Here is a 23,265-nt window from a genome sequence, read left to right on the forward strand (position 1 = left end):
CCGCTCAGCGCGCGGCGGCGAGCGGGGTCAGCAGACACCGGGTCACCAGGCCCACCCCCGCGTCCAGGCGCTCCGTGAACTCCTCGGCCAGCAAGGGGAGTTCACGCAGCTGCCACAGCACCTTCGCCGCCGACCAGGACGCGTCCCTGGCCCGATCCAGACTCCAGGACGCCAGCAGATGCGTCATGGGGTCGGCCACCTGGAACAGGTCGGGTCCGGGCATCAGCTCCTCCCTGATCCGCTCCTCCAGCAGAATCAGCGCGTCGCCCACCCGGTCGAAGTCCCGTTCCAGGACCTCCGGTTCGCAGTCCAGGATCCGGCAGCTGTCGACCAGGGCGAGCGTCAGATCGTGCCCGATGTGCGCGTTGATCCCGGCCAGCGCGAACTGGAGCGGGCGCACACCGGGGTGGCGGCGGAACTGGAAGAGCGGGCGCCAGCAGTCCGGGGGGCGCCGGCCCCGCGCGGCCGCCTCCACGGCCGCGAGGTAGCGCCCGGCGAACAGCACGTCCAAGGTGGCCGCCGCGTGCGGATCGGCGAAGCCGCCGTGGGCGATGAGCCGGGAGATCTCCTCGGTCACCGTCAGGTAGACGCGGTTGAAGACCGCGATGCCGTCCCGGGCCGGCAGATCGGCCCGCAGCGCCCGCATCCGCCGGACCACGGGATCGAGCGGCCCGCCGAAGCGGCGGGTCTGCTCGACGGGTCCGGCCGGTGTCCATCCCGTCGGCGTCCATTCGGTCTGCGTCATGGAGCCAGCGTCCCAGCCCGCCCCCCACAAAAAGCACCGCCGACCGAGCCCCCACCCGAAAGTGATGAACCCCCCGAGTCAGAGGATGCCTTCCTGAGGGGCGCGGGGAACTGCGCGAACAGCGGCCCACGTTGTAAGGGCAGACACCCCCTAGCCCCGCCGCTCCCGACCCGGCTCATAGGACGACGTACCCGAATCGAGCAGCGGCTCCTGCTGCTTGAGGTGGGCCGGGGCCAGTGCGCGCAGCACGTGGTAGCCGGTGATGACGACGATCGTGCCCAGGGCGATGCCGCTGAGCTGGAAGTTGTCGGTGAACTTCAGCGTGACGTTGCCGATGCCGATGATGATGCCCGCGGCGGCCGGCACCAGGTTCAGCGGATTGCGCAGGTCGACCTTGGCGTTGATCCAGATCTGCGCGCCGAGCAGCCCGATCATGCCGTACAGGATGACGGTGATGCCGCCGAGCACACCGCCCGGGATGGCCGCGACGACCGCGCCGAACTTGGGGCACACGCCGAAGAGCAGCGCGAATCCGGCGGCGGCCCAGTAGGCGGCGGTGGAGTAGACGCGGGTGGCGGCCATGACGCCGATGTTCTCGGAGTACGTGGTGTTCGGCGGGCCGCCCACGGCGGTCGACAGCATGGAGGCGGCGCCGTCGGCGGCGATCGCGGTGCCGAGCTTGTCGTCGAGGTCGGTGCCGGTCATCTCGCCGACCGCCTTCACATGCCCGGCGTTCTCCGCGATCAGGGCGATGACGACGGGCAGCGCGACCAGGATCGCCGACCACTGGAAGCTCGGCGCGTGCAGGCCGGGAAGCCCGATCCAGTCGGCCTTGCCGACGCCGGAGAGGTCAAGGCGCCAGTGGTCGACGGCGCCCGGGCCGCCGTGCACCGAGTGGATCTTGCCGAAGACGCGGTCGAGCAGCCACGACATGCCGTACCCGAAGAGCAGCCCGAGGAAGATCGCGATGCGCGACCAGAAGCCGCGCAGACACACCACGGCGAGCCCGGTGAACAGCATCACCATCAGAGCCGTCCACTGGTCCTGGGGCCAGTACGTCGAGGCGGTCACCGGCGCCAGGTTGAAGCCGATCAACATGACGACGGCGCCCGTGACGACCGGCGGCATCGCGGCGTGGATGATCCGCGCGCCGAACCGCCGCACCGCGAGTCCCGCCAGGAAGAGCACCACGCCCACCACGAAGACCGCGCCCGTGACGGTGGCGCTGGTGCCCCCGGTGGCCCGGATCGCGGCCGCGACGCCGACGAAGGAGAGCGAGCAGCCCAGGTAGCTGGGCACCCGGCCCGCGGTGGCGAGCAGGAAGATGACCGTCGCGATGCCGGACATCATGATCGCGAGGTTGGGGTCGAGGCCCATGAGGACCGGTGAGACGAAGGACGCCCCGAACATGGCCACCACGTGCTGGGCGCCGAGTCCGATCGTGCGCGGCCAGGAGAGCCGTTCGTCGGGGCGTACGACGGCTCCGGGAGCGGGGGTCCGCCCGTCGCCGTGCAAGGTCCAGCGCACGCCGAGGCGCATGGTCGCTCCAGTTCGTCCGTAGGGGAGGGGGTGTTCCGGGTGCGGATGCGGGCCGATCGGCTGCCGGGACGCGGCCCGCCCGATCGAAAAGTCCCGGCCAAATGTTAATGCCGCCCCCGGCCCCCGCCTCGCCGCGGGCCTCGGCGCCCCCGCGCCGCGCCGCCTCATGGTGACCCGCGCCGCGCGCCTCAGGCCTGGGTGACCCGCGCCGCGCCCGCCGCCTTCTCGGGCCGCGCCCCGGCCCGCAGCACCCGCGCCCCCGCCACCAGGCCGAGCGCGAGCACGGTCACCAGGCCGAAGGAGACCACCAGGGAGGTCAGGTCGGCGATGCCCCCGATCGCGGACGGCGCCACGAGGCCCGAGGTGTACGTGATCGTCGCGACGCCCGCGATGGCCTGGCTGGGGTTGGGGCCGCTGCGGGCGGCGGCCGCGAAGGCGAGCGGCACCACCACCGCGACGCCCAGACCGATGAGGCCGAATCCCGCCATGGCCACCGCGGGCCCCGGCGCCGTCACCACCAGCACGCCGCCCAGGGTGGCCAGGACGCCGCCGCCGCGCACCGTGCGCATCGCCCCGAAGCGGTCCACGCCCTTGTCGCCCGCGAGCCTGGCCACGGCCATGGTCAGCGTGAAAGCGGTGGTGCAGGCCGCCGCCGTACCGGCCGAGGTGTCCAGTACGTCGCGCAGATAGACCGCCGACCAGTCCAGGCTCGCGCCCTCGGCGAACACCGCGCAGAACGCCACCATGCCGATGATCAGCGCCGACTTGGGCGGCGCCGCGAACCGGGGCGGCGCGGCCTCGCCCGGCGCGCTGCGCAGGTCCAGGACGCCCTGGCAGGCGACGAGTCCGAGCAGGGTCAGCACGCCCGCCGCCACCGCGTGGTGCACTCGCGCGTCGGCGCCCAGGTGCGCGGCGAGGGTGCCGGCTGCCGAACCGATCAGGGCGCCCGCGCTCCACATGCCGTGCAGCGAGGACATGATCGAGTGGCCGAGCCTGTTCTCCGTCTCCACCCCCAGGGCGTTCATCGCCACGTCCGCCATCCCCGAGCTCGCCCCGTAGACGAACAGGGCGCCGCACAGGGTGTAGATGTTGGGCGCGAGCGCGGGCAGGACGAGCGCCAGCGTCCACAGGGCGAGCAGCCCGCGCAGCGCGGCACGCGCCCCGAAGCGGTGGGTGATCGCGGCGGACAGCGGCATGAGCAGCGACGAGCCGATCGCCGGGAAGGCGAGGGCGAGCCCGAGCTGTCCCGCTGAGACCCCCGCGTGCTCCTGGATCCAGGGGACGCGGGTGGCGAAATTGCCGGTCACCGCGCCATGGACGCAGAACACTGCGGCGACCGCGATCCTCGCCCGCTTCAACTGCCGCTCATCCAGAGCTGGTTGGTAATCCATCGGCCGGGTTCCCCTTCCCTCCGGGGCGGCTTCCGCGACCGCCCGGGCGTAAGCTATCAGGAACCCTGCCTGATAAATAGGACGGGTGCGATCCCGCCACCGTCGATCTGGAAGGATTCCCGGCATGCCCGCATCCCCGAGCACCGCCCGGGCCATCAACGACCGGCTCGCCCTGCGTCTCCTCCAGGACGAGGGCCCGTTGACGGCAGGCCAGCTGAAGAACCTCACCGGACTGTCCCGGCCCACCGTCGCCGACCTCGTCGAACGGCTCCAGGGATCAGGCCTGGTCCATGTCGTGGGGGAGTCGGGCGCCGAGCGGCGCGGCCCCAACGCGCGCCTTTACGCGATCGTCGCCGACCGGGCCCACCTCGCGGCCCTGGACGTGCGCACCGACGGCGTCTCGCTCGTGGTCGCCGACCTGCTCGGCGCCGCGCTCGCGGAGGCGAGGCTGCCGGTCGAGCCGGGGACGGGGACCGGGCCGGCCGTCGAGCAGGTCGTGGCCCTCCTGGAGCGCACCGCCAAGGAGGCCGGCGCGGAGCGGCTGCACAGCGTCGTCGTCGGCGCCCCCGGCCTCATCGACCCGGCCGCCGGTGAACTGCGCGACACCACGGGACTGCCCGCCTGGCACCGCGAACTCGTCCGCGCGCTGGCCGAGCGGCTGCCCGCCGCCGTGCTCGTCGAGAACGAGACCAACCTGGCCGCGGTGGCCGAGCAGCGGCTCGGCGCGGCGCGGGGGCGGGACACCTTCGTCCTGCTGTGGCTCGGGCAGGGCATCGGCGCGTCCCTCGTCCTGGACGGGAAGCTGCGCAGGGGCGCGTCGGGCGGCGCGGGCGAGATCGGCTTCCTGCCGGTGCCCGGCACCGGCGGCCTGCCGTCCGCGACGAGCTGCGACGGCGGCTTCCACGACCTGGTGCACACGGGGGCGGTGGCGCGCCTCGCCGCCCGGCACGGCAGGACCCTTGGTGTTCAGGAGGCGGTGCGCGACGCGGACGGGCCCTTCCTCGACGCGCTGGCCGAGCGGATCGCGATCGGCGGGGCGAGCGTCGTCGCCATCCTCGACCCCGGATTGATCGTGCTCGGCGGCGAACTGGGCCACGCGGGCGGCCAGTTGCTCGCCGCCCGCGTCCAGCGCGCGCTCGCCGCCCTCACCCCGCTGGCCACCGAGGTCCGGCCGAGCGAACTCGGCGACGGCGCGGTCCTCGGCGGAGCCCTCCTGACCGCGCGGGACGCCGCCCAGGACGAGCTCTTCGCCCCAAAGGCCTGACACCGTAAGCCGCCTGATGATGCGTCAGACAGTGGGACCCGGCGGCGGCCAAGGGCCGGGAGACCGCCGCCGGGCGTCTTCGGGAGGGGCCGGATCAGCAGGCGCCGAGATCCTGCCAGACCCCCCAGTCACCGGTAGTACCCGGTTCTTCGCCCTTGGTCCACCACTTGGACTTCCACGTGTGCGACTTGTACGCCACCGTCGTGCCCCCGCCGTAGGAGGATCCCGCCGTCCACAGGGGCGCGGCGCAGGTGCCACCGGGGGCCGTCGGCGTCGGTGAAGGGCTCGTCGAGCCGGAGGCGGTCGGTGTCGGTGTCGGCGTCTGCGTGGGCGTCGCCGTCGGGGAGGGGGACGCCGGGCCCGGGTCGGTCACGACCGCCCCCCGGGTGCGGTCGCCGGTCAGCGCGTAGGTCCTGCCGCCGTAGGTCACCGTCCAGTTCGAGGGCGTGGAGACCGGCAGGTAGTACACGAAGTCCAGCGTGACCGACGCGCCCGGCGCCAGCGTCTGCCAGCTCGGCAGCTTCAGCGAGACGCGGTTGAAGTCGCCCTTGAGTCCGCCGATGTTGTTCGCGGCCGTGTGGCCGGCCCGCACGATCGTCGTGCCGAACCCGGACTGGTCCTTGGCGTTGGCCGGGGCGGAGGTGCCGTAGTCGAACTGGAACTCCGTGCCGCCCGGCAGCGCCGCCGTGGTGTTGTTGGTGATCGTCACCTTGGGGCTGATGGGGTAGTTGGAGTCGCCGAGCGGGAACTGCCCGAAGTCCACGCCGATGTCCAGCGCCTGTGCGGGCAGGTCGACCGCGGAGCGCTTGTTGCCGTACGGGGTGGCCGACTTGAACTTGTCGTACATCTCGCTCGTCAGTGTGGAGCCCTGCTCGTACTGGCCCTTCGCCGCGTTCCATCCGTAGTCGCCCGCCAGCTCCCACACCATGGTGCCGCCGATGCCCTTGTCCACCACGTAGTCGGCCTTGGCGCCCACCGACTGCTCGTCCTCGGTGGAAAGGAACACCTTCTTCTGGTCGTTCCACAGCCAGGGCGCCACCAGCGTCGAGTCGTAGTTGCGGACGTAGCTGCCGGTCAGCTTGGTGGTGGCGGAGAGGCCGTACTTGCCGACGTAGTCGCCGACGATCCCCTTCTCCAGGTTCTTGGCGTGCCACATCGGGTTGGACCCGGCCGGCGCCTCCTTGCCGTTCGCGTCCAGGTCGTGCCAGAGGTTGTCGATGCCGACCGCGCCGTCACCGCAGGTGGTCAGGCCCGCGCCGGCCGGGCAGGTGGTCGAGGGCGCCTTGCCCCACAGGCCGTTGGTGCCGCCCTGTACGTTCTCGAAGCCGCGGGTGTAGTACGGCAGACCCATGTTGATGCGTCCGGCCGGCATCGAGCCGCGGAAGTAGTGGTAGGCCCAGTCGGCGTTGAGGTAGCCGATCCCGCCGTACTGGGAGGTCGAATACACCCCGGCGGCCGCGAGTTCCGCGTCCTTGCCGTCGTCGAAGAGGGAGGCGTTGGGGCCGACGTACTGGTTCCAGGCGCCGTGCAGGTCGTAGGACATGATGTTGACGTAGTCCAGGTACCGCTGGACCTGGAACGTCTCCATGCCGCGCAGCAGATAGCCCGAGGACGGCGCGGCCACCGAGAGCAGGTAGTGCCTGCCGTCGGCCGCCCCCGCGCGGTCGAGCTTTTCGCGCAGCGACTTCATCAGGGCCGCGTAGCCCTTGACCAGCCCCGCCCTGCGGGCGTTGGAGAGGGTCAGGTCCAGCGGGTTGCCCGCGTCCTTCATCGTGGTGGGGTACTCGTAGTCGATGTCGACGCCGTTGAAGCCGTACTTCTTGATGAAGGCGACCGCCGAGTCGGCGAAGGTGTCGACGCCGGCCTGGTTGACGGAGCCGTCCGCGTTGGTGGCCATGGCGTAGAAGCCGCCGGAGTCCACGCGCTTGCCGTCGTCACCGAAGTAGCCGCCGGTCTCGGCCCAACCACCCACGGAGATCAGGGTTTTGACGTCGGGGTGCTGCTTCTTGAACTTGTTGAGCAGGTTGAAATGGCCCTTGTAGGGGAGCGAGGGGTCCATCTCCGCGCCCGCGACGCCTGGCCAGGTCATACCGGTCGCGGCGTTCTTCTCGCTGTCGCTCCCGACGGAGATCTTGTTGTCCGCGCCGACGTGCGCGAAGGCGTAGTTGATGTGGGTCACCTTGTCCCACGGGATGTCGGACGCGAGATAGGCGGGCGTCCCGTCCTGGCCGGTGCGCCAGCCGGTGAAGTAGCCGATGACGCGGCGCTGGTGGTCGGCGCCCATCTTCTCGCGGCCGGCGGTGTCGTACACCGAGCAGTACGGGACGTCGACGCCCGGGGTCTTGTACAGGCCGTCGGGACGACAGGCCTCGTTGTCGACGGCGGCCTGCGAGACGCCGGTGGACAGCGAGCCGAACAGCAGCCCCGCGACCACGGTGGCGGTCGTGAGCAGCGCGGCCCGTCTGCGGGTGGGGGAGAGCACGAGCGGTTCCTCCTGGGAGGTGGGGCGGAACACGGCGAACAGGGCGGTGGTCGTGCGTGGCCCCGGCGTGCGCACACCGGCGGCCCTCTCCTCGGAGGTGACGCAGAGATTAAAAGGACTAGACCAGTGCGTCAATAGGTATGGACCAAAGGCGGGGTGGCCCCCGGCGGGCGAGGGCCCCGGCGCCCGGCGATCTGTGAGCCAGGCCACATCGCCTCACCCGCATGGCCTCCGGGAGGTCGTGGCACACTGGCCCTGTACCAGCAGCAGCGCACTCCGGGGTCGGTGTAATTCCGAACCGGCGGTTATAGTCCGCGACCCGTCCGCATCCAGCGGCCGGTTGACCAGGTGAAATTCCTGGACCGACGGTGAAAGTCCGGATGGGAGGCAGTGCGCGGCGGGCGGACCGTTCCACGGTCACGCCGGCCGTCTGTTACCGGTCGCCGTTCACGGCACCGGTCTCCATTCGGCCGTGGCGTGAGCTGTGCGCGACGGCTCTTTCCCGCTCTCTGTCGTCATCGACAGGCCCCGGAGTCCGTGCCCCCACAGGCAGGAGGACCCGGTGGCCACCGCAGCCGACGCAGACGCCATGCGCCGAGCCATTGAGCTCGCAGCGCGCGGACTCGGCTCCACCAGCCCCAACCCGGTCGTCGGGTGCGTCATCACCGACGCGTCGGGCGCCATCGTGGGCGAGGGCTACCACCAGCGCGCCGGCGGCCCGCACGCCGAGGTCCACGCCCTGCGGGACGCGGGCGAGCGGGCCCGTGGCGGCACCGCGTACGTCACCCTGGAACCCTGCAACCACACCGGCCGCACCGGCCCCTGCGCCCAGGCGCTGCGCGCCGCCGGCGTCGCCCGCGTCCACTACGCCGTCGCCGACCCCACCCCGCAGGCCACCGGGGGAGCGGACACCCTGCGCGCGGCCGGCATCGAGGCCGAGCAGGGGCTGCTGAGCGCGGAGGCCGAGGCGGGCAACGCCGCCTGGCTCACCTCCGTACGCCTCGGCCGTCCGTATGTCACCTGGAAGTACGCGGCCACGCTCGACGGCCGGATCGCCGCTGCCGACGGCACCAGCCGCTGGATCACCTCCGCCGAGGCCCGCGCCGACGTCCACCGGCTGCGCGCCGAGTGCGACGCGGTCCTGGTCGGCTCGGGCACCGCCCGTACCGACGACCCGCACCTCGCCGTCCGGGGCGCGGCGGGAGCGACCCAGCCCCTGCGCGTGGTGGTCGACACCAACGCCACCGCCGTCAAGCCCGGCGCCCGCGTCCTCGACGACGCGGCGCCCACGCTGATCGCGGTCGCGCGGGACGCCGACGCCGCCCACCTGCCCCAGGGCGCGCTCGTCCGCCTGCCGCGCGCCGTCGCCGGCCTCGACATCCCGGCGCTGCTGGGGGACCTCCACGGCCGGGGCGTGCGCTCCGTGCTGCTGGAGGGCGGGCCCACCCTGGCCGGCGCCTTCGTCGCCGCGGGCGCCGTCGACCGCGTCATCGGCTATCTCGCCCCCGCCCTGCTGGGAGCCGGTCCCACCGCGCTCGCGGGAGCGGGCATCACCACCATCACCGAGGCGTTGCGGCTCACCGTCACCGAGGCCGTGCGCCTCGGCCCGGACCTGCGCGTCACCGCCACCCCACTCGCCAAGGAGCGCTGAACGTGTTCACCGGAATCGTCGAAGAGCTGGGCGAGGTCGCCGCCATCGAGACGCTGGGCGACGCCTCCCGCTTCCGCCTGCGCGGCCCCCTGGTCACCGAGGGCGCGAAGCACGGCGACTCGATCGCCGTCAACGGCGTGTGTCTGACGGTCGTGGAGTTCGGCGACGGCGAGTTCACCGCCGATGTGATGGACGAGACGCTGAAGCGCTCCAGCCTCGGCGCCCTCCAGGTGGGCTCCCGGGTCAACCTGGAGCGGCCCATGGCCGTCGGCGGCCGGCTCGGCGGGCACATCGTGCAGGGCCACGTGGACGGCACCGGCACGGTGCTCGCCCGCACCCCCTCGGAGAACTGGGAGATCGTCAAGATCGCCCTGCCCGACGACCTGTCCCGGTACGTCGTGGAGAAGGGCTCCATCACCGTGGACGGCGTCAGCCTCACGGTCGTGGAGGCCGCCGCCGACTACTTCACCATCAGCCTCATCCCGACCACCCTCGCCCTGACCACGCTCGGCATCAAGCAGCCCGGCGACCCGGTCAACCTGGAGGTCGACGTCATCGCCAAGTACGTCGAGCGGCTGCTCGGCGCGGGCCACGGGGGGAACCGCAAGTGAGCGCAGTGAACTGGCTGAACGGCGAGGCCTTCACCCTCTTCGGGCAGCACATCAAGTGGTCGGACATGACCGGCAACACGATCGGTCTCATCGCGCTCGCGCTCGGCTGGCGCCGCTCGATCTGGACCTGGCCGGCGCAGTTCGTCTCGGGTCTGATCCTGTTCGTGGCGTTCGCCGCCGGGCACCTGTCCGGCAGCGCGGGCAAGCAGGTCGTGGTGATGGTCGTGGCGGCCGGCGGCTGGCTCGCCTGGACCCGGGGCAAGCGGCAAGCGCAGGACGGCTCCATCGCCGTACGGTTCGCCACCTGGCGCGAGCGGGCTGTCCTGCTGGGCGGCGCCGCGCTCGGCACGGTCGCCGTCGCGGGCCTGTTCACCGCCTACCCCGCTCTCTCCTGGGACCCGTGGCCCGACGCCTACGTCTTCGTCGGCACGATCGCCGCCATGTACGCCCAGGCCCGCGGCATGGTCGAGTTCTGGTTCGCCTGGCTCCTGGTCGACCTGGTCGGGGTCCCCCTCAACTTCGCCAACGGATACGCCTTCTCCGGCTTCGTCTACGTCATTTACGGCGCGCTCGTCCTGTGGGGCATGCGCGACTGGTGGCTGCGCTCGCGCACGAGCGTCGAGCCCGCCCTGGAAGGAGCGACGGCATGACCACGCACGCACCCACCTTGCACCCGGGCGAGCACCGCGAGGAGTTCTCCCTCGACCCCGTCGAGCAGGCCATCCGCGACATCGCGGCGGGCCGGCCCGTGGTCGTCGTGGACGACGAGGACCGCGAGAACGAGGGCGACCTCGTGGTCGCCGCCGAGAAGGCGACCCCCGAGATCGTCGCGTTCATGATGAGCGAATGCCGGGGCCTGATCTGCGCGCCCATGGAGGGCGACGACCTCGACCGGCTCGGCCTGCCGCAGATGGTCGAGCAGAACACCGAGTCGATGAGGACCGCCTTCACCGTGTCCGTCGACGCGAGCGCGGCGCACGGCGTGAGCACCGGCATCTCCGCCGCCGACCGCGCCACCACCCTGCGCCTGCTCGCCGACGGCCGCTCCGCGACCAACGACTTCGTCCGCCCGGGGCACGTCTTCCCGCTGCGCGCCAGGCCCGGCGGTGTGCTCGCGCGCAACGGCCACACCGAGGCCGCGGTCGACCTCGCCCGGCTCGCGGGGCTCGCCCCCGCCGGCGCCATCGTCGAGATCGCGGGCGAGGACGGCGTCATGCTGCGGCTGCCCGAACTCATCCCCTTCGCCCGCAAGCACGGCCTGACGATCATCTCGATCGAGGACCTGATCGCCTACCGGCGCTCCGCCGAGCCCACCGTGCGGCGCGAGGCCGAGGTCCATCTGCCCACCGCCACCGGCGAGTTCACCGCGTACGGCTACCGCTCCACCGTTGACGGCGTCGAGCACGTGGCCCTGGTGCACGGCGACATCGGCGACGGCCAGGACGTCCTGGTGCGGGTCCACTCCGAGTGCCTGACCGGCGACATCTTCCACTCGCTGCGCTGCGACTGCGGCCCCCAGCTCCAGACGTCCATGGAGCGCGTCACCGAGGCAGGCCGGGGCGTCGTGGTCTATCTGCGCGGCCACGAGGGGCGCGGCATCGGCCTGCTCTCCAAGCTGCGGGCCTACGAACTGCAAGAGCGCGGCCGCGACACCCTGGACGCCAACCTGGAGCTCGGCCTGCCCGCCGACGCCCGCGACTACGCCGCGGGCGCCCAGATCCTCACCGACCTCGGCGTACGCAGCCTGCGGCTCATGACCAACAACCCTGACAAGATCACCGCGTTGACGCGGCACGGTCTGACGGTGTCGGGCCGGGAGGCCATGCCCGTCACGGCCGGCGAGCACAACCTGCGCTATCTGCGCACCAAGCGGGACCGCATGGGCCACGACCTGCCCTGGCTTGACGGCGCCCCGGCGCCGATGTCGGCCTGCGGCAACCAGTAGCCAGGACCCAAGACAGCACCAGCACACCGAAACACCTCAAGGAGAGCACGTGAGTGGCAAGGGCGCACCCGAACTGTCCGTACGCAACTGCGGGGACCTCCGTGTCGCCGTAATCGCGGCGCAGTGGCACGAGAAGGTGATGGACGGACTCGTCGACGGCGCCCTGCGCGCGCTGCACGAGCTCGGCATCGACGAGCCGACCCTGCTGCGCGTCCCGGGCAGCTTCGAACTCCCGGTCGTGGCGAAGGTCCTCGCGGGGCGCGGCTACGATGCCATCGTCGCGCTCGGTGTCGTCATCAGGGGCGGCACCCCGCACTTCGAGTACGTGTGCCAGGGTGTCACCAACGGCCTCACCCAGGTCACCGTGGACACCGGCGTACCCGTCGGATTCGGCGTGCTGACCTGCGACACCGAGGAGCAGGCCCTGGACCGGGCGGGCCTCGAAGGGTCGAACGAGGACAAGGGGCACGAAGCGGTCACCGCCGCCGTCGCCACCGCGACCACGCTGCGCACGGTCAGCGAACCCTGGCGCTGAGCGACCGGAACCCACCCCTTACCCTAAGAAGCATCATGGCGAACAAACCCTCCAAGACCTTCGAAGAGCTCTTCACCGAGCTCCAGCTCAAGGCCGCCACCGGCGACCCGGCCACCTCCCGCACCGCCGAGCTGGTGGACAAGGGCGTGCATGCCATCGGCAAGAAGGTCGTCGAGGAGGCCGCCGAAGTCTGGATGGCCGCCGAGTACGAGGGCAAGGAAGCCGCCGCCGAGGAGATCTCGCAGCTGCTCTACCACGTCCAGGTGATGATGGTCGCGCGCGGGATCTCCCTCGACGACGTCTACGCCCACCTCTGAGCACCCCGAGCCCGGCACACCGCCCGCACCACACCTCCGCACACACAAGGAAGCTGACCTCATGCTGCGCATCGCCGTCCCCAACAAGGGTTCACTGTCCGGACCTGCGTCGGCGATGCTCCATGAGGCCGGCTACCGGATGCGCAAGGAGTCCAAGGAACTCGTCACCGTCGACCCCGTCAACGAGGTCGAGTTCTTCTACCTGCGCCCCAAGGACATCGCGATCTACGTGTCCGCCGGCAAGCTCGACATCGGCATCACCGGCGAGGACCTGCTGATCGACTCCGGCGCCGACGCCGAGGTCATCCTGCCGCTCGGCTTCGCCCGCTCCACCTTCCGCTTCGCCGCCAAGCCCGGCACCGTCACCTCCCTCCAGGACCTCGCGGGCAGGACGATCGCCACCTCCTACGAGGGCATCGTCGCCAAGCACCTGGCCGAAGCCGGCGTCGACGCCTCCGTGGTGCACCTCGACGGCGCCGTGGAGACGGCGATCGAGCTGGGCGTCGCCCAGGCCATCGCCGACGTCGTGGAGACCGGCACCTCGCTGCGCAACGCGGGCCTCGAGGTCTTCGGCGAGCCGATCATGAAGTCCGAGGCGGCCGTCATCCGCCGCACGGGCGCGGGCGCGGACGGCGCCACGCAGCTGAAGGTCGAGCAGTTCCTGCGCCGCCTCCAGGGCGTCCTGGTGGCCCGCAGCTACGTGATGATGGACTACGACTGCCGCGCCGAGCACCTGGAGCGCGCCGTGGCGCTCACCCCGGGCCTGGAATCGCCCACGATCTCCCCGCTGCACAACGAGGGCTGGGTCGCCGTCCGCTCGATGGTCCCGGCCAAGGACTCCCAGCGGGTCATGGACGACCTGTACCAGCTGGGCGCCCGCGCGATCCTCACCACCGCCATCCACGCCTGCCGCCTCTGACCCGGCGCCGAAGGCGACGACCACAGCGACGAAAGCGAACGACACCGTGTCCGCCCCCGCGCCCCAACCGCCCGCCCTGCCGGTCACGTTCAGGCCGACCGTCACCCGGGCGGTCCTCCTCACCAGCGCGGCCGCGATGTTCATCGCCATGACGGTGATGTCGCTGCTCCTCGAGACCCTGAGCGGGGGCGAACGCGGCAGCTTCATCCTGATGGCCGCCCTGTTCGCCGGGGTGCTCGTGCTGCTCAGCCGCCCCAAGGTCGTCGCCGACGACCACGGCGTCACCGTGGTCAATCTCACCGGCACCCGCCGCCTGGCCTGGCCCGAGATCCTGCGCGTGAACCTCCGCCAGGGCGACCCCTGGGTCTTCCTCGACCTCAGCGACGGCACCAGCCTGCCCGCCCTCGGCATCCAGCCCGCGAGCGGCCGGGCGCGGGCCATCCGCGACGCCAGGGCGCTGCGCGCGCTCGCCGAGCGCCACGGCATCCCCTCCGATTCACCCGGTACGGCTCACGACAACGGCTGAGCCCGCTGCCCCACCCGGCTCCCTCTTGATTACCCTGATGTCGGTGGCGCCGAGCGCGCCCCGCCCCGCACACAGGCCCGCACCACCGGCCGCGGGGCACCTGCGACCCGAGGAGTGACTCCCTCCAGCAATGGACGGATCGTCCGGTAGTACCTGCGCCGCCCCCTCCCAGGAGGCGGCGGCATGACCATCTCACTCGTGCTGCTCAGCGCGGCATTCCTTCTCATCCTCGCCAACGGCTTCTTCGTCGCGGCCGAATTCGGTCTGATCACCGTCGACCGGCCGGACGCCGAACGCGCCGCCGCCGAGGGCGACCGCAGGGCGGCCGCCGTGGTGCGCGCCCTGCGCGAGCTGTCCTTCCAGCTCTCGGGCACCCAGCTCGGCATCACGATCACCTCGCTCGTCGTCGGCATGCTCGCCGAGCCAGCGCTCGCCGGACTGCTCGACGGGCCGATCGGCGCCACCGGCCTGCCCGAGGGCGCCGCGTCCGGCATCAGCGTCGTGCTCGGCATGCTGCTGGCCGCCGCCGTGCAAATGGTGATCGGCGAGCTCGTACCGAAGAACTGGGCGGTCTCCAAGCCGCTCCAGGTGGCCCGCTTCGTGGCCGGGCCGCAGGACCGCTTCTCGCGCCTGTTCCGGCCGGTCATCGCGCTGCTCAACACCGTCGCCAACCGGCTGGTGCGGGCGCTCGGGGTGGAGCCCGCCGACGAGCTGGCCTCGGCCCGCACCCCCGGCGAACTGGTCTCCCTTGTCAAGCACTCGGCCCAGGCCGGCGCCCTGGAACAGGACACCGCCGACCTCTTCGTACGGACCCTCTCGCTCGGCCACCTCACCGCCGAGAACGTGATGACCCCGCGCGTCAAGGTCAGCGCCCTTCAGACCACCGCGACCGCCGCCGACGTCCTGAACCTCACCCGCGCCACCGGCCTCTCCCGCTTTCCCGTCTACCGGGAGCGGATCGACGAGGTCGTCGGCATGGTGCACCTCAAGGACGCGCTCGCGGTGCGGCCGCAGGAGCGGCTGCGCACCGCGGTCGGCCTGATCGCGGTGGCGCCGCTGCTCGTCCCGGGGACACTGCCCGTGCAGCAGCTCCTTGGGCGTCTGCGCAGCGAGCAGCCGATAGCCGTCGTCGTCGACGAGTACGGCGGCACGGCCGGCGTCGTCACCCTGGAGGACATCGTCGAAGAGCTCGTCGGCGAGGTCCGTGACGAGCACGACGGCGTGGACGCCGGCCGGCCCGAACTCGCCATGGTGGCGGGCGAGGACGGCAGGCCCGCCTGGGAGGCCGACGGCAGCTGCCGCGTCCTGCACCTGGGCCGGATCGGCCTGGACGCGCCCGAGGGACCGTACGAGACCGTCGCGGGGCTCGTCGCCGATCTGCTCGGCCGCATCCCGGTCCCCGGCGACCGGGTCGAACTGCCGGGCTGGCGGATCCAGGTCCGCCAGGTCGAGCGCTACCGCGCCGAGCGGGTGCGCTTCGTGCGCGCCGCAGAGGCGCCCGTGGCGGAGGCGGCCCGATGAGCGTGCTCCAGCTTCTGTTCGCGCTGCTCCTCGTGCTGGCCAACGGCTTCTTCGTCGGCGCCGAGTTCGCCCTCGTCTCCGTACGCCGCAGCCAGATCGAACCGCTCGCCGCCTCATCCGCGCGGGCCCGCCAGGTGCTGCACGGCCTGGAGAACCTGCCGCAGATGATGGCCGCCGCCCAATTCGGCATCACCGTCTGCTCGTTGACGCTCGGCGCGGTCGCCGAGCCGACCGTGGCCCGGCTCCTGGAGCCCGTCTTCCACGCGATCGGGCTCCCCGACGGCCTGGTCCATCCGCTCGGCTACGTCATCGCGCTCGCGCTGGTGGTCTCGCTGCACCTGGTCATCGGCGAGATGGTGCCGAAGAACCTGGCGATGGCGGCGCCCGAGCGGACCGCGCTCTGGTTCAGCCCGGGCCTGGTGGCCTTCGCCCGGATGTGCAGGCCGGTGACCGTGGCGCTTGGCGCCTGCGCGCGCCTGATCCTGCGCCTGTTCCGGGTCGAGCCCAAGGACGAGGTGGAGGCCGTCTACACCAGCGTCCAGCTCGGCCGCCTCGTGGAGGACTCCGGCCAGGCCGGCCTCCTGGAGCCCGAGGCGCAGGAACGCCTGGAGGACGCCCTGGAGCTGGGCAGCCGCCCGGTGACGGACGTCATGCTCGACCGGTCGTCGCTGGTCACGGTCGGCTGCGCGGTGACGCCGAGGGAACTGGAGGAGCTGACGGTGCGCACCGGGTTCTCCCGCTTCCCGGTGTGCGCCGAAGGCGGCGCCTTCATGGGGTTCCTGCACGTCAAGGACGTACTCGACGTCGAGGAGCGGGAGCGCGCGGTGCCCCAGCAGCTGTGGCGCCCGCTCGCCACGCTGCGGGCGGAACTGCCCCTGGACGACGCGCTCACCGTGATGCGGCGCGCGGCGGCCCACCTCGCCCAGGTCACCGACGGATCCGGACGGATGCTCGGCCTCGTCGCCCTGGAGGACATGCTGGAAATGCTGGTGGGTGAGGTCCGTGACCCCGCGCACCGCGAGGAGCCCGCTCCGCTGACCCGGCTCGCCGAGCCGCGTGGCGAACAGGCGCAGCAGGCGCTGGCGGGCTGACGGGCCGGCGGGCTCTGACGGGCTGACGGTTAAAGGGGATCCTGCGGGTCGCGGCGGACGGGGCCGCGGCCCGACAGGACCTCTCCGTAGGCCTGCATCAGGTCGGGCAGCCGCAGCGTGGACAGATCGTCCCTGGTCGGCGTCGAGGGATACATCGAAAGCCGCAAGTCCCGGTAGGCGCAGCTCTTCTCGTACAGGGTGCGCAGGAAGCGGCCGTTGCCGAGCTCGTCGATCCAGCCCTGGTCGACGACGTGCCCGCTGATGGAGCGCAACTCCTCAAGGGCCTCCTCGTCCCACGCGTCGCCGTTCTCGCCGGCCAGCACTTCACCGATCGAGGTCAGTTCGAGGGGCCGGTAGGAGGGGAAGTCGACGCGGGTGGTGAAGCGGGAGGACAGGCCCGGGTTGGCGGCCAGCAGCCGGTCCATGCCCTCGGGGTAGCCGGCCAGGATGACCACCAGGTGGTCCCGGTTGTCCTCGGCGCGCTTGAGGAGCACCTGAAGGGCCTCGTCGCCGTAGGCGTCGCCCTTGCTGTAGCCGGAGTTGGAGAGCGAGTACGCCTCGTCGACGAAGAGCACGCCGCCGAGCGCCGAGTCGATGAGATCGTTCGCCTTGACGGCCGTCTGACCCAGGAACTCGCCCACCAGATCGGCGCGTTGGGCCTCCACGAGATGATCGCCGCCGAGCAGCCCGAGCGCGTAGAAGACCCGGCCCAGGATGCGGGCCACGGTGGTCTTGCCGGTGCCGGAGGGGCCCGAGAAGACGAAGTGACGTTTGGGCGGCTGGACAGGTAAGCCCTGACTGGCCCGGAGCCGAGCCATGTTGAGCTGCGCGGAGAGCGCTTTGACCTGGCGCTTGACCGGTTCGAGTCCGACCATGCGCTCCAGCTCCGCCAGCGCCTCGGCGAGCAGCACGGCGTCGGTCGGCCCGGCCGGGAAGCGCGGGGGTCCGGGCTGCGCGGGGACGCCCGGCTTGTCCCGTACGCCGTCGAGGGCCGCGCCGGCCGGCGGCGGCTCCCCGGCCAGTCTCAGCTCGCGCCCCTCGGGCGGCGGGTCGAACCCGACGGCGGACTCCGCCTCCGCCTCCACGGTGTCGCCGAAACCGGACAGGGCGACGGCGGCGAGGTCGGGGGAGTCGTCGGAGCCGTCGAACCCGTCGTTCTCGGTGATCGCGGTGAGCCGGGCAGCGGTGTCCATGAACGCCGGGTCCACCCGGTGGACCGCCCGGTACAGAGGCAGGGCGGCGGCGGAGCGGCCGGTGCCCTCGTGGGCACGGGCCAGCCAGTAGCGCAGCTCCTTGCGCTGGGGCTGTTCGCTGCGGCAGCGCATCAGGGCCGCCGAGAGCAGCGGTTCGGCCTGACCGAACATGTCCAGGCGCACCCGGGCCATGCCGCCGAACAGGCCCGCTTCGATGCCGAGCAGCGGATCGTCCACCAACGGCTCGGTGTGGCGCACCAGTTGTTCCCAGTCCTTGACCAGATAGGCGCGGCAGGCGTGCAGGAAGCGGACCTGGGGATCGGTGTCCACGGGCGGCAGGCCGGCCAGCGCCCGGTCGAGCTCGGGGACATGGCGTCCGTCGAGCCAGTGCGAGGCGTGCGCGAGCAGCAGATCGCGCGGGCTCTCCAGGACCGGCTGGACCCACCAGCCCAGCCAGTACCAGGAGTTGAGGGTCCTGCGGTGTCCCGTGCGCTGTTCGCCGAAACGTTCGCGGTGGCGATACATCCGCAGCAGCGCGGTGGTCGTGTCCACGCGCAGCGCGTGCAGCCCGAGCCAGCCGTCCGCCATCGAGGGGTCGAGCCGCACCGCCGTGCGGAACTCCTCCTCGGCCTGCGGATACGCGCCCATGGTGTACGCGTCCACACCGCGCAGCCAGGCGAGATCGGCCGGGGCGTGCGCGCCCGTAGTGCCGAAGTCCATCACGTCCCCCACACCGTGCCCCGTGCTGAACCGCCAATTCGCCCAAGGGAATTGGCGGGAGTTGACCGCACCGATGGCATCGTACCCGCGAGGAGGCCCGCTGCCGTAGAGGGCGCGGAGGGGGCATTGACGGTGACCCAGGGTGAGCGAAACGTGCTGTCGCACGGCGCGGAAGGGGCCAAAGGGACAGAACGAAGCCCCCGATCACGGGGGAACAACCGGGGGCTTCGTGTCCGCGGCGACTTCGAAAAGCCGCACAATGAGAACGTAAGACCTGTATGGCCCCTGGGTCAAGCAGAGTTGAGGTACTGAGTGGGCTGTTTTGCGCCTGTTCAGCAAGGTGGGGTGAGGCCGTCACGCTGGGTGAGCGAATGAGGTGTGTGTCGTGTCGCATCGGGCCCCGTGAGCCACTCGTACCCCTCGGGCACCTGACGTACCAACGCGTCCGCGAAGGGGCGCGAAGGGTCGTCCGCGAAGTGGCGGGTCTCCGCCCGCGTCCAGGCGTCCCAGAAGGTGGAGAGCGCCGCCCCGTCGCGGCGCCGGCCCCGCGCCCAGGAGGCCTCCGGGTCGAGGTCCATCCACACCAGCAGGGCGAGCGAGGGCCGCAGCGCGCGCCGGCCGACTCCCACGCCCTCGATCAGGACCACGGGCGCGGCCTCCAGGGTGCGCGCGTGCGTGAAGCGCCGCAGATGCCAGTCGTACGGCTCGTACCGGGCGCTCTCGCCCCGCGCGAAGGGGGCCAGGACCTGTTCCTGCAGCCGTCCGGTCCAGCCGAAGAACTCCTCATGGGTGGCCAGGTCGTCCAGGCGCAGCACCGGCGCCCCGCCCAGCTCCTGGGCGAGCAGTCCCGCGAAGGTGGACTTGCCCGAGCCCGCGTGCCCGTCCACCGCGACCAGCCGCACGGGCCCGCAGGAGGGCGCCAACCGGCTGACGCGGGCGGCCAGTTCGGGCAGTGGGGTGGGGGAGTGCGATGCGCTGTTCATGTGTCCTGCCTGCGGGGGGTCGGGGCACGGGGAGGGTCCCGGCGGCGTTGTCGACCGTACCGGGTGCGTCACGCGGGGGAGCGCGGGCGGGCGGTGTCGCCCGGGGCCGCGCGGGGGTGGCGGGGTCCGCGCGGGGGTGGCGGGGCCCGTCCAGGTCGTGCCAGTGGTCGAGACCCATATTGGACGCGGGACGCGTGCCGAATCGCTGGCAGAAAACCGCCTCGACCCGGGATAGTGGCCCCGCTGTCGTGCGTTCGCCACCCCTTCCGTAACCGACCGGGGGTCCTCATCATGACCGGCTCAACCCCGCGCAGAACCGTCCTCGCCGCCGCCGTCGCCCTCGCGGCCGGGGCGGTCGTCACCGCGTCCGGCGGCCCCGCTGCCGCTTCCGGCGGCCCCGAAGCCGCCCCCGGCGCGGCACCCCGACCGAGACAGGGCCCGCACCTCGTGGACAACCAGGCCTGGACCTCGCCCGCCCAGTGGCGCTCGGGCGCCGCGCACGGCGTGCGCGTCGAGGAGGGCCGCCGCCCCGGCATCGTCATCGGCCGCCCCGCCGGAACCGCCGACTACACCGACCCGCACACCCACAGGAGCGCCACCTGGGAGTACGCCGTCTGGACCTCCCCGCTGCACCGCTCCACCGTCCCAGCCACCGAAGCCGTCGCGCACTGGAACGCGCACACCCCCGCCGGCACCTGGCTCCAGGTCGAACTGCTCGGCACCTACAACGACGGGAGCGCGACCCCCGCGTACGTCATGGGCCGCTGGACGGCGGGCGACGGCGAGGCGGACATCCGGCGCACCTCCCTCGACGGCCAGGGCGACGGCAGGAGCTCCATCTCCACGGACACCTTCGCGATCGACACCCCGGCCACCGGCCTGCGCCTGGCCGCCTACCGGCTGCGGGTCACCCTCTACCGCCCGCCCGGCAGCCGGCTCACGCCGACCGTGTGGCGGCTCGGCGCGATGGCATCCGATGTCCCCGACCGGTTCACGGTGGACGCCTCGACGCCCACCTACGCGGGCGAGCTGGAGGTGCCCGGCTACTCGCAGGAGATCCACAAGGGCCAGTACCCGCAGTACGACAACGGCGGCGAGGCCTGGTGCAGCCCCACCTCGTCGCAGATGATCATCGAGTACTGGGGTCGCCGGCCGAGCCCGGCCGACCTCGCCTGGGTCGATCCCTCCTACGCCGACCCCCAGGTCCCCCAGGCCGCCCGGGGCACGTACGACTACCAGTACCAGGGCTGCGGCAACTGGCCCTTCAACGCCGCCTACGCCGCCACCTACCGCGACCTGAACGCGGTGGTGACCCGGCTGGGCTCCCTGAACGACGTGGAGCGGCTGGTCCGCGCGGGCATCCCCGCCATAACGTCCCAGTCCTTCCTGGCCGGCGAGCTGACCGGAGCGGGCTACGGCACCTCGGGGCACCTGATGGCGGTGACCGGCTTCACCGAGGACGGCGACGTGATCGCGCACGATCCGGCCGCGCCCGACGACGCCGCCGTGCGCCGCGTCTACCGGCGGCGCGAATTCGAGAACGTATGGCTGCGCACCAAGCGCCACAACGCCAGTGGGAACGTGGCGTCCGGCACAGGCGGCGTCTGCTACCTGTACTGGCCGACGGACCCCACGCCCGGACAGCGCACGGCTCTTGCGTCCGCCGGCATCCGCTGAGCCGGGCCCGGCGCCCCGGGGCCGTGATGAACGTCTCTACCCCCGGGGCCCGGTCCGCTGGCACTGTGGAACGGTCACCGGGGGGACCGCGCACCACCACAGGACCGAGTGAGTTCTCATGACCCTGCCTGCCACCACGCTCGACGACCCCCGCGCCCTGGCCGAGCTCCGGGCCCGCACCGGCGGCCCCAAGGACACCGGGCCCAAGATCCTTGAGCACGTCCTCGGCTGGACCCTCGTGGTCGTCATCGCGATGCTCGTCACGCAGGCGGGGCTGCTGTAGTCACGGGCCCGCCCTCTTACGACGCCCCCAGGGTCAGGCCGTCCGCGACGATCGAGTCCGAGGTGACCAGCGCCTGCTCGGCGCTCACCCGGGTCATGAAGACGAACGGCGGGACGACCGGCGGCACCGGAAGGGTGCTGGGGTCGAACGTGAGGCAGAGCAGGCCCTCCAGACAGCCGCTGAACTTGCTGAGGTAGAGCGTCACCCGGCCGCTGAGGTCCAACGAGCTTGCTCCCAGGGCGAGTTCGCCGTGCCCGTCGTGGGTGGTGAGGCGGTAGTCGGTGAGCGAGGCCGATGTCATCTTGAGGACCATGACCTTCAGCGGGCCGCGCGCGGTGGGCACGGTCGTCACCCCGGCGAGCAGGAACCCGTGCGGTGAGAACCGCGCCGTGGTGACCGTGGGCGGCACGGCGGGCGCGGTGACGGACCCGTCCTGCCCGGGTTGCCGTAGGGACCGCTCCCGCCGGAGTTGCCGTACGGCGGTGTCCTGTGCGGCGCTGTCCTGCGCGGCGGTTTTCCGTACGGCGCCCTCCTGCGCGACGGCGTCCCGTGCGGAGCTGCCCTGCCCGGGCTGCCCCATGGCGCCGCCCCGCCGGGGCTGCTCGACGGGGTGGCCGCCGAGCGTCAGGAGCAGGGCCACCGGCAGGGCGGCGGCGAGCGTGCGCTGGGTGCGCTGGGGGGTGTGCCGGGCGCGCGGATGCGTCCCGCGCCGCGTCGGGTCCGTCTCCTTGTTCAGCGTCCAGCCGAACCCCATCGCGCTGCCCGCGACGCCGAGCGCCATCCCGGCCAGGAATCCGCCGAGGTTGGTGGCCGCGAAGGAGAGCACCGACAGGATCAGGGCGTTGATCGACACGTAGTGGCGGGTGTGCGGCAGCAGCCACAGGAAGAGACCGGCGACGACGAGCGCGATCCCGATGCCGATGGCGGCGATGCCGCCGAGTCCGAGGCTGACCAGGATGGTCAGCGGTGCCAGCGGCACCAGCAGCAGTTCGAGGCCGCCGAGTACGAGCAGGAGCCCCGCCCAGAACGGCCGCGTCCGCCGCCAGGCCCGCAGTGCCGCGCGCGCCTCGACGAGGGGCAGCCGCTCGTCGAGCCACCGCCGGCGCACCCGGCCGCCCACCGGCGCGTACGCCTGCTCGTCGTGCGGGGTCCGGCCCGGCTGCCCGCCGGAGCGGCGAAACCGGGGCCGGCCCCGGGGCAGGCACCAAGTCAGGCCCCGAGCCAGGCCCCGGCGCCTCAGAAGCACTTCTTGCCGCCGAGGCTCACATCGACCTTCATCCCCTTCAGGCGGAAGTTGCCGCCGGTCGCCGACCAGGCATGCGACCTCACGCCGTCCACCTCGATGTCGCCGGCCTGAAGGCCGAACTTGCCTGCCTCGCCCTGAACTCCCTTGACCGCGTCCAGAGTTGAGGCGTCGCGTCCGATCTCGGCGGTGCCGAACCGGGCGTCCCCCACCAGGTCCTCGCCGTCGATGACGAGATTGCTGGCCGTCACCTCGCCCGCGTCGCCGCCCGCCGTCAGTTTGAAGACCACCGTGCCGAGCGGAGTGCCCACCTCGGCGGACTGGCAGATGTCGCTGAGCTTCGCGTCGCCGATGCCGAGCAGCGCCACCGGGTGGCCCTTGCCGTCGACGGACTTGTCGGTCCCCACGAACGAGGAGAGCCCCGAACTGGTCAGCTTCCCCGACGTGACCTGGAAGCTGGTCCCGGAGACCGCGAACGACGCGGCCAGCGCGCCCTCGGCCATCGCCCCCGCCATGATCCCGACCGCGAGGACCGCGGGCAGGGCGACGACGGCGGTCTTCTTCCACGCGGTCCTGCCCTCGGCCAACGGCCTTGTGGCTGCGCTCACTTGGTCCTCCCGTACGATCCG

At 72.2% G+C, this 23,265-nt stretch carries 21 protein-coding genes and 1 riboswitch; of the genes, 13 read left to right on the forward strand and 8 right to left on the reverse strand.

The window, feature by feature from the left end; genetic code table 11:
• Nucleotides 1–4: 4 nt before the first annotated feature.
• The 3 genes from ACFYM2_RS14190 to ACFYM2_RS14200 all read right to left on the reverse strand — a co-directional run bounded on the left by ACFYM2_RS14190 (nt 5) and on the right by ACFYM2_RS14200 (nt 3,675).
• Nucleotides 5–646 carry a DUF5995 family protein gene (locus tag ACFYM2_RS14190; RefSeq protein ID WP_388836250.1) on the reverse strand — a complete coding sequence of 214 codons (642 nt, stop codon included), beginning with the start codon at nt 644–646 and terminating at the stop codon, nt 5–7.
• A 249-nt stretch (nt 647–895) separates the two neighbouring features.
• The gene (locus ACFYM2_RS14195; RefSeq protein WP_388836143.1) at nt 896–2,284 is read right to left on the reverse strand and encodes a uracil-xanthine permease family protein; all 1,389 of its coding nucleotides are present in this window, start codon (nt 2,282–2,284) and stop codon (nt 896–898) included.
• Between the two features lie 188 nt (nt 2,285–2,472).
• Nucleotides 2,473–3,675, reverse strand: a complete 1,203-nt coding sequence (locus tag ACFYM2_RS14200; protein ID WP_388836146.1) for an MFS transporter — start codon at nt 3,673–3,675, stop codon at nt 2,473–2,475.
• A gap of 124 nt (nt 3,676–3,799) precedes the next feature.
• Between ACFYM2_RS14200 and ACFYM2_RS14205 the strand changes: the two genes are divergently transcribed.
• Nucleotides 3,800–4,939: an ROK family transcriptional regulator gene (locus ACFYM2_RS14205; RefSeq protein ID WP_388460213.1), complete on the forward strand. Its 1,140-nt coding sequence runs from the start codon at nt 3,800–3,802 to the stop codon at nt 4,937–4,939.
• 94 nt (nt 4,940–5,033) lie between these two features.
• Here ACFYM2_RS14205 and ACFYM2_RS14210 read toward each other — a convergent pair whose 3' ends face one another.
• The gene (locus ACFYM2_RS14210) at nt 5,034–7,421 is read right to left on the reverse strand and encodes a chitinase C-terminal domain-containing protein (protein WP_388836253.1); all 2,388 of its coding nucleotides are present in this window, start codon (nt 7,419–7,421) and stop codon (nt 5,034–5,036) included.
• Nucleotides 7,422–7,688: 267 nt separating this feature from the next.
• Nucleotides 7,689–7,819, forward strand: a riboswitch (FMN riboswitch).
• A 164-nt stretch (nt 7,820–7,983) separates the two neighbouring features.
• Here ACFYM2_RS14210 and ribD point away from each other — a divergent pair.
• The 10 genes from ribD to ACFYM2_RS14260 all read left to right on the forward strand — a co-directional run bounded on the left by ribD (nt 7,984) and on the right by ACFYM2_RS14260 (nt 16,537).
• Nucleotides 7,984–9,072, forward strand: a complete 1,089-nt coding sequence (gene ribD / locus ACFYM2_RS14215; protein WP_388836149.1) for a bifunctional diaminohydroxyphosphoribosylaminopyrimidine deaminase/5-amino-6-(5-phosphoribosylamino)uracil reductase RibD — start codon at nt 7,984–7,986, stop codon at nt 9,070–9,072.
• A 2-nt stretch (nt 9,073–9,074) separates the two neighbouring features.
• On the forward strand, nt 9,075–9,683 hold the full coding sequence (locus ACFYM2_RS14220; RefSeq protein WP_358996665.1) for a riboflavin synthase: 609 nt from the start codon (nt 9,075–9,077) through the stop codon (nt 9,681–9,683).
• Nucleotides 9,684–9,688: 5 nt separating this feature from the next.
• Entirely contained in the window at nt 9,689–10,333 is a 645-nt protein-coding gene (locus tag ACFYM2_RS14225) for a nicotinamide mononucleotide transporter family protein (RefSeq protein WP_358996791.1), read from the forward strand.
• A complete protein-coding gene (locus ACFYM2_RS14230; RefSeq protein ID WP_358996668.1) occupies nt 10,330–11,628 on the forward strand; it encodes a bifunctional 3,4-dihydroxy-2-butanone-4-phosphate synthase/GTP cyclohydrolase II in 1,299 nt (432 codons plus the stop codon). Before ACFYM2_RS14225 ends, ACFYM2_RS14230 begins: the two co-directional genes overlap by 4 nt.
• Before the next feature lie 49 nt (nt 11,629–11,677).
• A complete protein-coding gene (ribH, locus tag ACFYM2_RS14235) occupies nt 11,678–12,163 on the forward strand; it encodes a 6,7-dimethyl-8-ribityllumazine synthase (protein ID WP_350229280.1) in 486 nt (161 codons plus the stop codon).
• Nucleotides 12,164–12,198: 35 nt separating this feature from the next.
• Nucleotides 12,199–12,480 (forward strand): phosphoribosyl-ATP diphosphatase, encoded by a 282-nt coding sequence (locus ACFYM2_RS14240; protein ID WP_358996671.1) that lies wholly within the window; start codon nt 12,199–12,201, stop codon nt 12,478–12,480.
• 61 nt (nt 12,481–12,541) lie between these two features.
• Complete coding sequence (gene hisG, locus ACFYM2_RS14245; protein WP_350229278.1) at nt 12,542–13,399, forward strand: ATP phosphoribosyltransferase; 858 nt, start codon at nt 12,542–12,544, stop codon at nt 13,397–13,399.
• A gap of 46 nt (nt 13,400–13,445) precedes the next feature.
• A complete protein-coding gene (locus ACFYM2_RS14250; RefSeq protein WP_388836153.1) occupies nt 13,446–13,925 on the forward strand; it encodes a PH domain-containing protein in 480 nt (159 codons plus the stop codon).
• A gap of 183 nt (nt 13,926–14,108) precedes the next feature.
• On the forward strand, nt 14,109–15,446 hold the full coding sequence (locus tag ACFYM2_RS14255) for a hemolysin family protein (RefSeq protein WP_358996677.1): 1,338 nt from the start codon (nt 14,109–14,111) through the stop codon (nt 15,444–15,446).
• Entirely contained in the window at nt 15,443–16,537 is a 1,095-nt protein-coding gene (locus ACFYM2_RS14260) for a hemolysin family protein (RefSeq protein ID WP_388836156.1), read from the forward strand. The genes ACFYM2_RS14255 and ACFYM2_RS14260 overlap by 4 nt, the downstream gene beginning before the upstream one ends.
• Nucleotides 16,538–16,566: 29 nt before the next feature.
• Here the strand turns inward: ACFYM2_RS14260 and ACFYM2_RS14265 are convergent, their stop codons facing one another.
• Complete coding sequence (locus tag ACFYM2_RS14265) at nt 16,567–18,450, reverse strand: AAA family ATPase (RefSeq protein ID WP_358996682.1); 1,884 nt, start codon at nt 18,448–18,450, stop codon at nt 16,567–16,569.
• Between the two features lie 332 nt (nt 18,451–18,782).
• On the reverse strand, nt 18,783–19,433 hold the full coding sequence (locus ACFYM2_RS14270) for a uridine kinase (RefSeq protein ID WP_388836159.1): 651 nt from the start codon (nt 19,431–19,433) through the stop codon (nt 18,783–18,785).
• A gap of 291 nt (nt 19,434–19,724) precedes the next feature.
• On the opposite strand from ACFYM2_RS14270, the gene ACFYM2_RS14275 reads away from it, so the two are divergent.
• Both ACFYM2_RS14275 and ACFYM2_RS14280 read left to right on the forward strand, forming a co-directional pair.
• On the forward strand, nt 19,725–21,110 hold the full coding sequence (locus ACFYM2_RS14275) for a C39 family peptidase (RefSeq protein WP_388836162.1): 1,386 nt from the start codon (nt 19,725–19,727) through the stop codon (nt 21,108–21,110).
• 118 nt (nt 21,111–21,228) lie between these two features.
• The gene (locus ACFYM2_RS14280; protein ID WP_267054282.1) at nt 21,229–21,393 is read left to right on the forward strand and encodes an SCO1431 family membrane protein; all 165 of its coding nucleotides are present in this window, start codon (nt 21,229–21,231) and stop codon (nt 21,391–21,393) included.
• Between the two features lie 16 nt (nt 21,394–21,409).
• On the opposite strand, the gene ACFYM2_RS14285 is transcribed toward ACFYM2_RS14280, so the two are convergent.
• Nucleotides 21,410–22,501: a DUF6114 domain-containing protein gene (locus ACFYM2_RS14285; RefSeq protein WP_388836256.1), complete on the reverse strand. Its 1,092-nt coding sequence runs from the start codon at nt 22,499–22,501 to the stop codon at nt 21,410–21,412.
• Between the two features lie 128 nt (nt 22,502–22,629).
• Nucleotides 22,630–23,244: a DUF6230 family protein gene (locus ACFYM2_RS14290; protein ID WP_358996691.1), complete on the reverse strand. Its 615-nt coding sequence runs from the start codon at nt 23,242–23,244 to the stop codon at nt 22,630–22,632.
• Nucleotides 23,245–23,265 lie beyond the last annotated feature (21 nt).

The sequence above is a fragment of the Streptomyces sp. NPDC006711 genome, assembly GCF_042869775.1.
Classification (GTDB): Bacteria; Actinomycetota; Actinomycetes; order Streptomycetales; family Streptomycetaceae; genus Streptomyces.

Excerpts from the sequence above, each read along its gene's own strand:
- ACFYM2_RS14260 (WP_388836156.1), top strand. The coding sequence starts at position 15,443 with ATGAGCGTGCTCCAGCTTCTGTTCGCGCTGCTCCTCGTGCTGGCCAAC.
- ACFYM2_RS14195 (WP_388836143.1), bottom strand. The coding sequence starts at position 2,284 with ATGCGCCTCGGCGTGCGCTGGACCTTGCACGGCGACGGGCGGACCCCC.
- ACFYM2_RS14205 (WP_388460213.1), top strand. The coding sequence starts at position 3,800 with ATGCCCGCATCCCCGAGCACCGCCCGGGCCATCAACGACCGGCTCGCC.
- ACFYM2_RS14190 (WP_388836250.1), bottom strand. The coding sequence starts at position 646 with ATGCGGGCGCTGCGGGCCGATCTGCCGGCCCGGGACGGCATCGCGGTC.
- ACFYM2_RS14200 (WP_388836146.1), bottom strand. The coding sequence starts at position 3,675 with ATGGATTACCAACCAGCTCTGGATGAGCGGCAGTTGAAGCGGGCGAGG.
- hisG (WP_350229278.1), top strand. The coding sequence starts at position 12,542 with ATGCTGCGCATCGCCGTCCCCAACAAGGGTTCACTGTCCGGACCTGCG.
- ACFYM2_RS14265 (WP_358996682.1), bottom strand. The coding sequence starts at position 18,450 with ATGGACTTCGGCACTACGGGCGCGCACGCCCCGGCCGATCTCGCCTGG.
- ACFYM2_RS14275 (WP_388836162.1), top strand. The coding sequence starts at position 19,725 with ATGACCGGCTCAACCCCGCGCAGAACCGTCCTCGCCGCCGCCGTCGCC.
- ACFYM2_RS14230 (WP_358996668.1), top strand. The coding sequence starts at position 10,330 with ATGACCACGCACGCACCCACCTTGCACCCGGGCGAGCACCGCGAGGAG.
- ACFYM2_RS14280 (WP_267054282.1), top strand. The coding sequence starts at position 21,229 with ATGACCCTGCCTGCCACCACGCTCGACGACCCCCGCGCCCTGGCCGAG.
- ACFYM2_RS14240 (WP_358996671.1), top strand. The coding sequence starts at position 12,199 with ATGGCGAACAAACCCTCCAAGACCTTCGAAGAGCTCTTCACCGAGCTC.
- ACFYM2_RS14255 (WP_358996677.1), top strand. The coding sequence starts at position 14,109 with ATGACCATCTCACTCGTGCTGCTCAGCGCGGCATTCCTTCTCATCCTC.
- ACFYM2_RS14270 (WP_388836159.1), bottom strand. The coding sequence starts at position 19,433 with ATGAACAGCGCATCGCACTCCCCCACCCCACTGCCCGAACTGGCCGCC.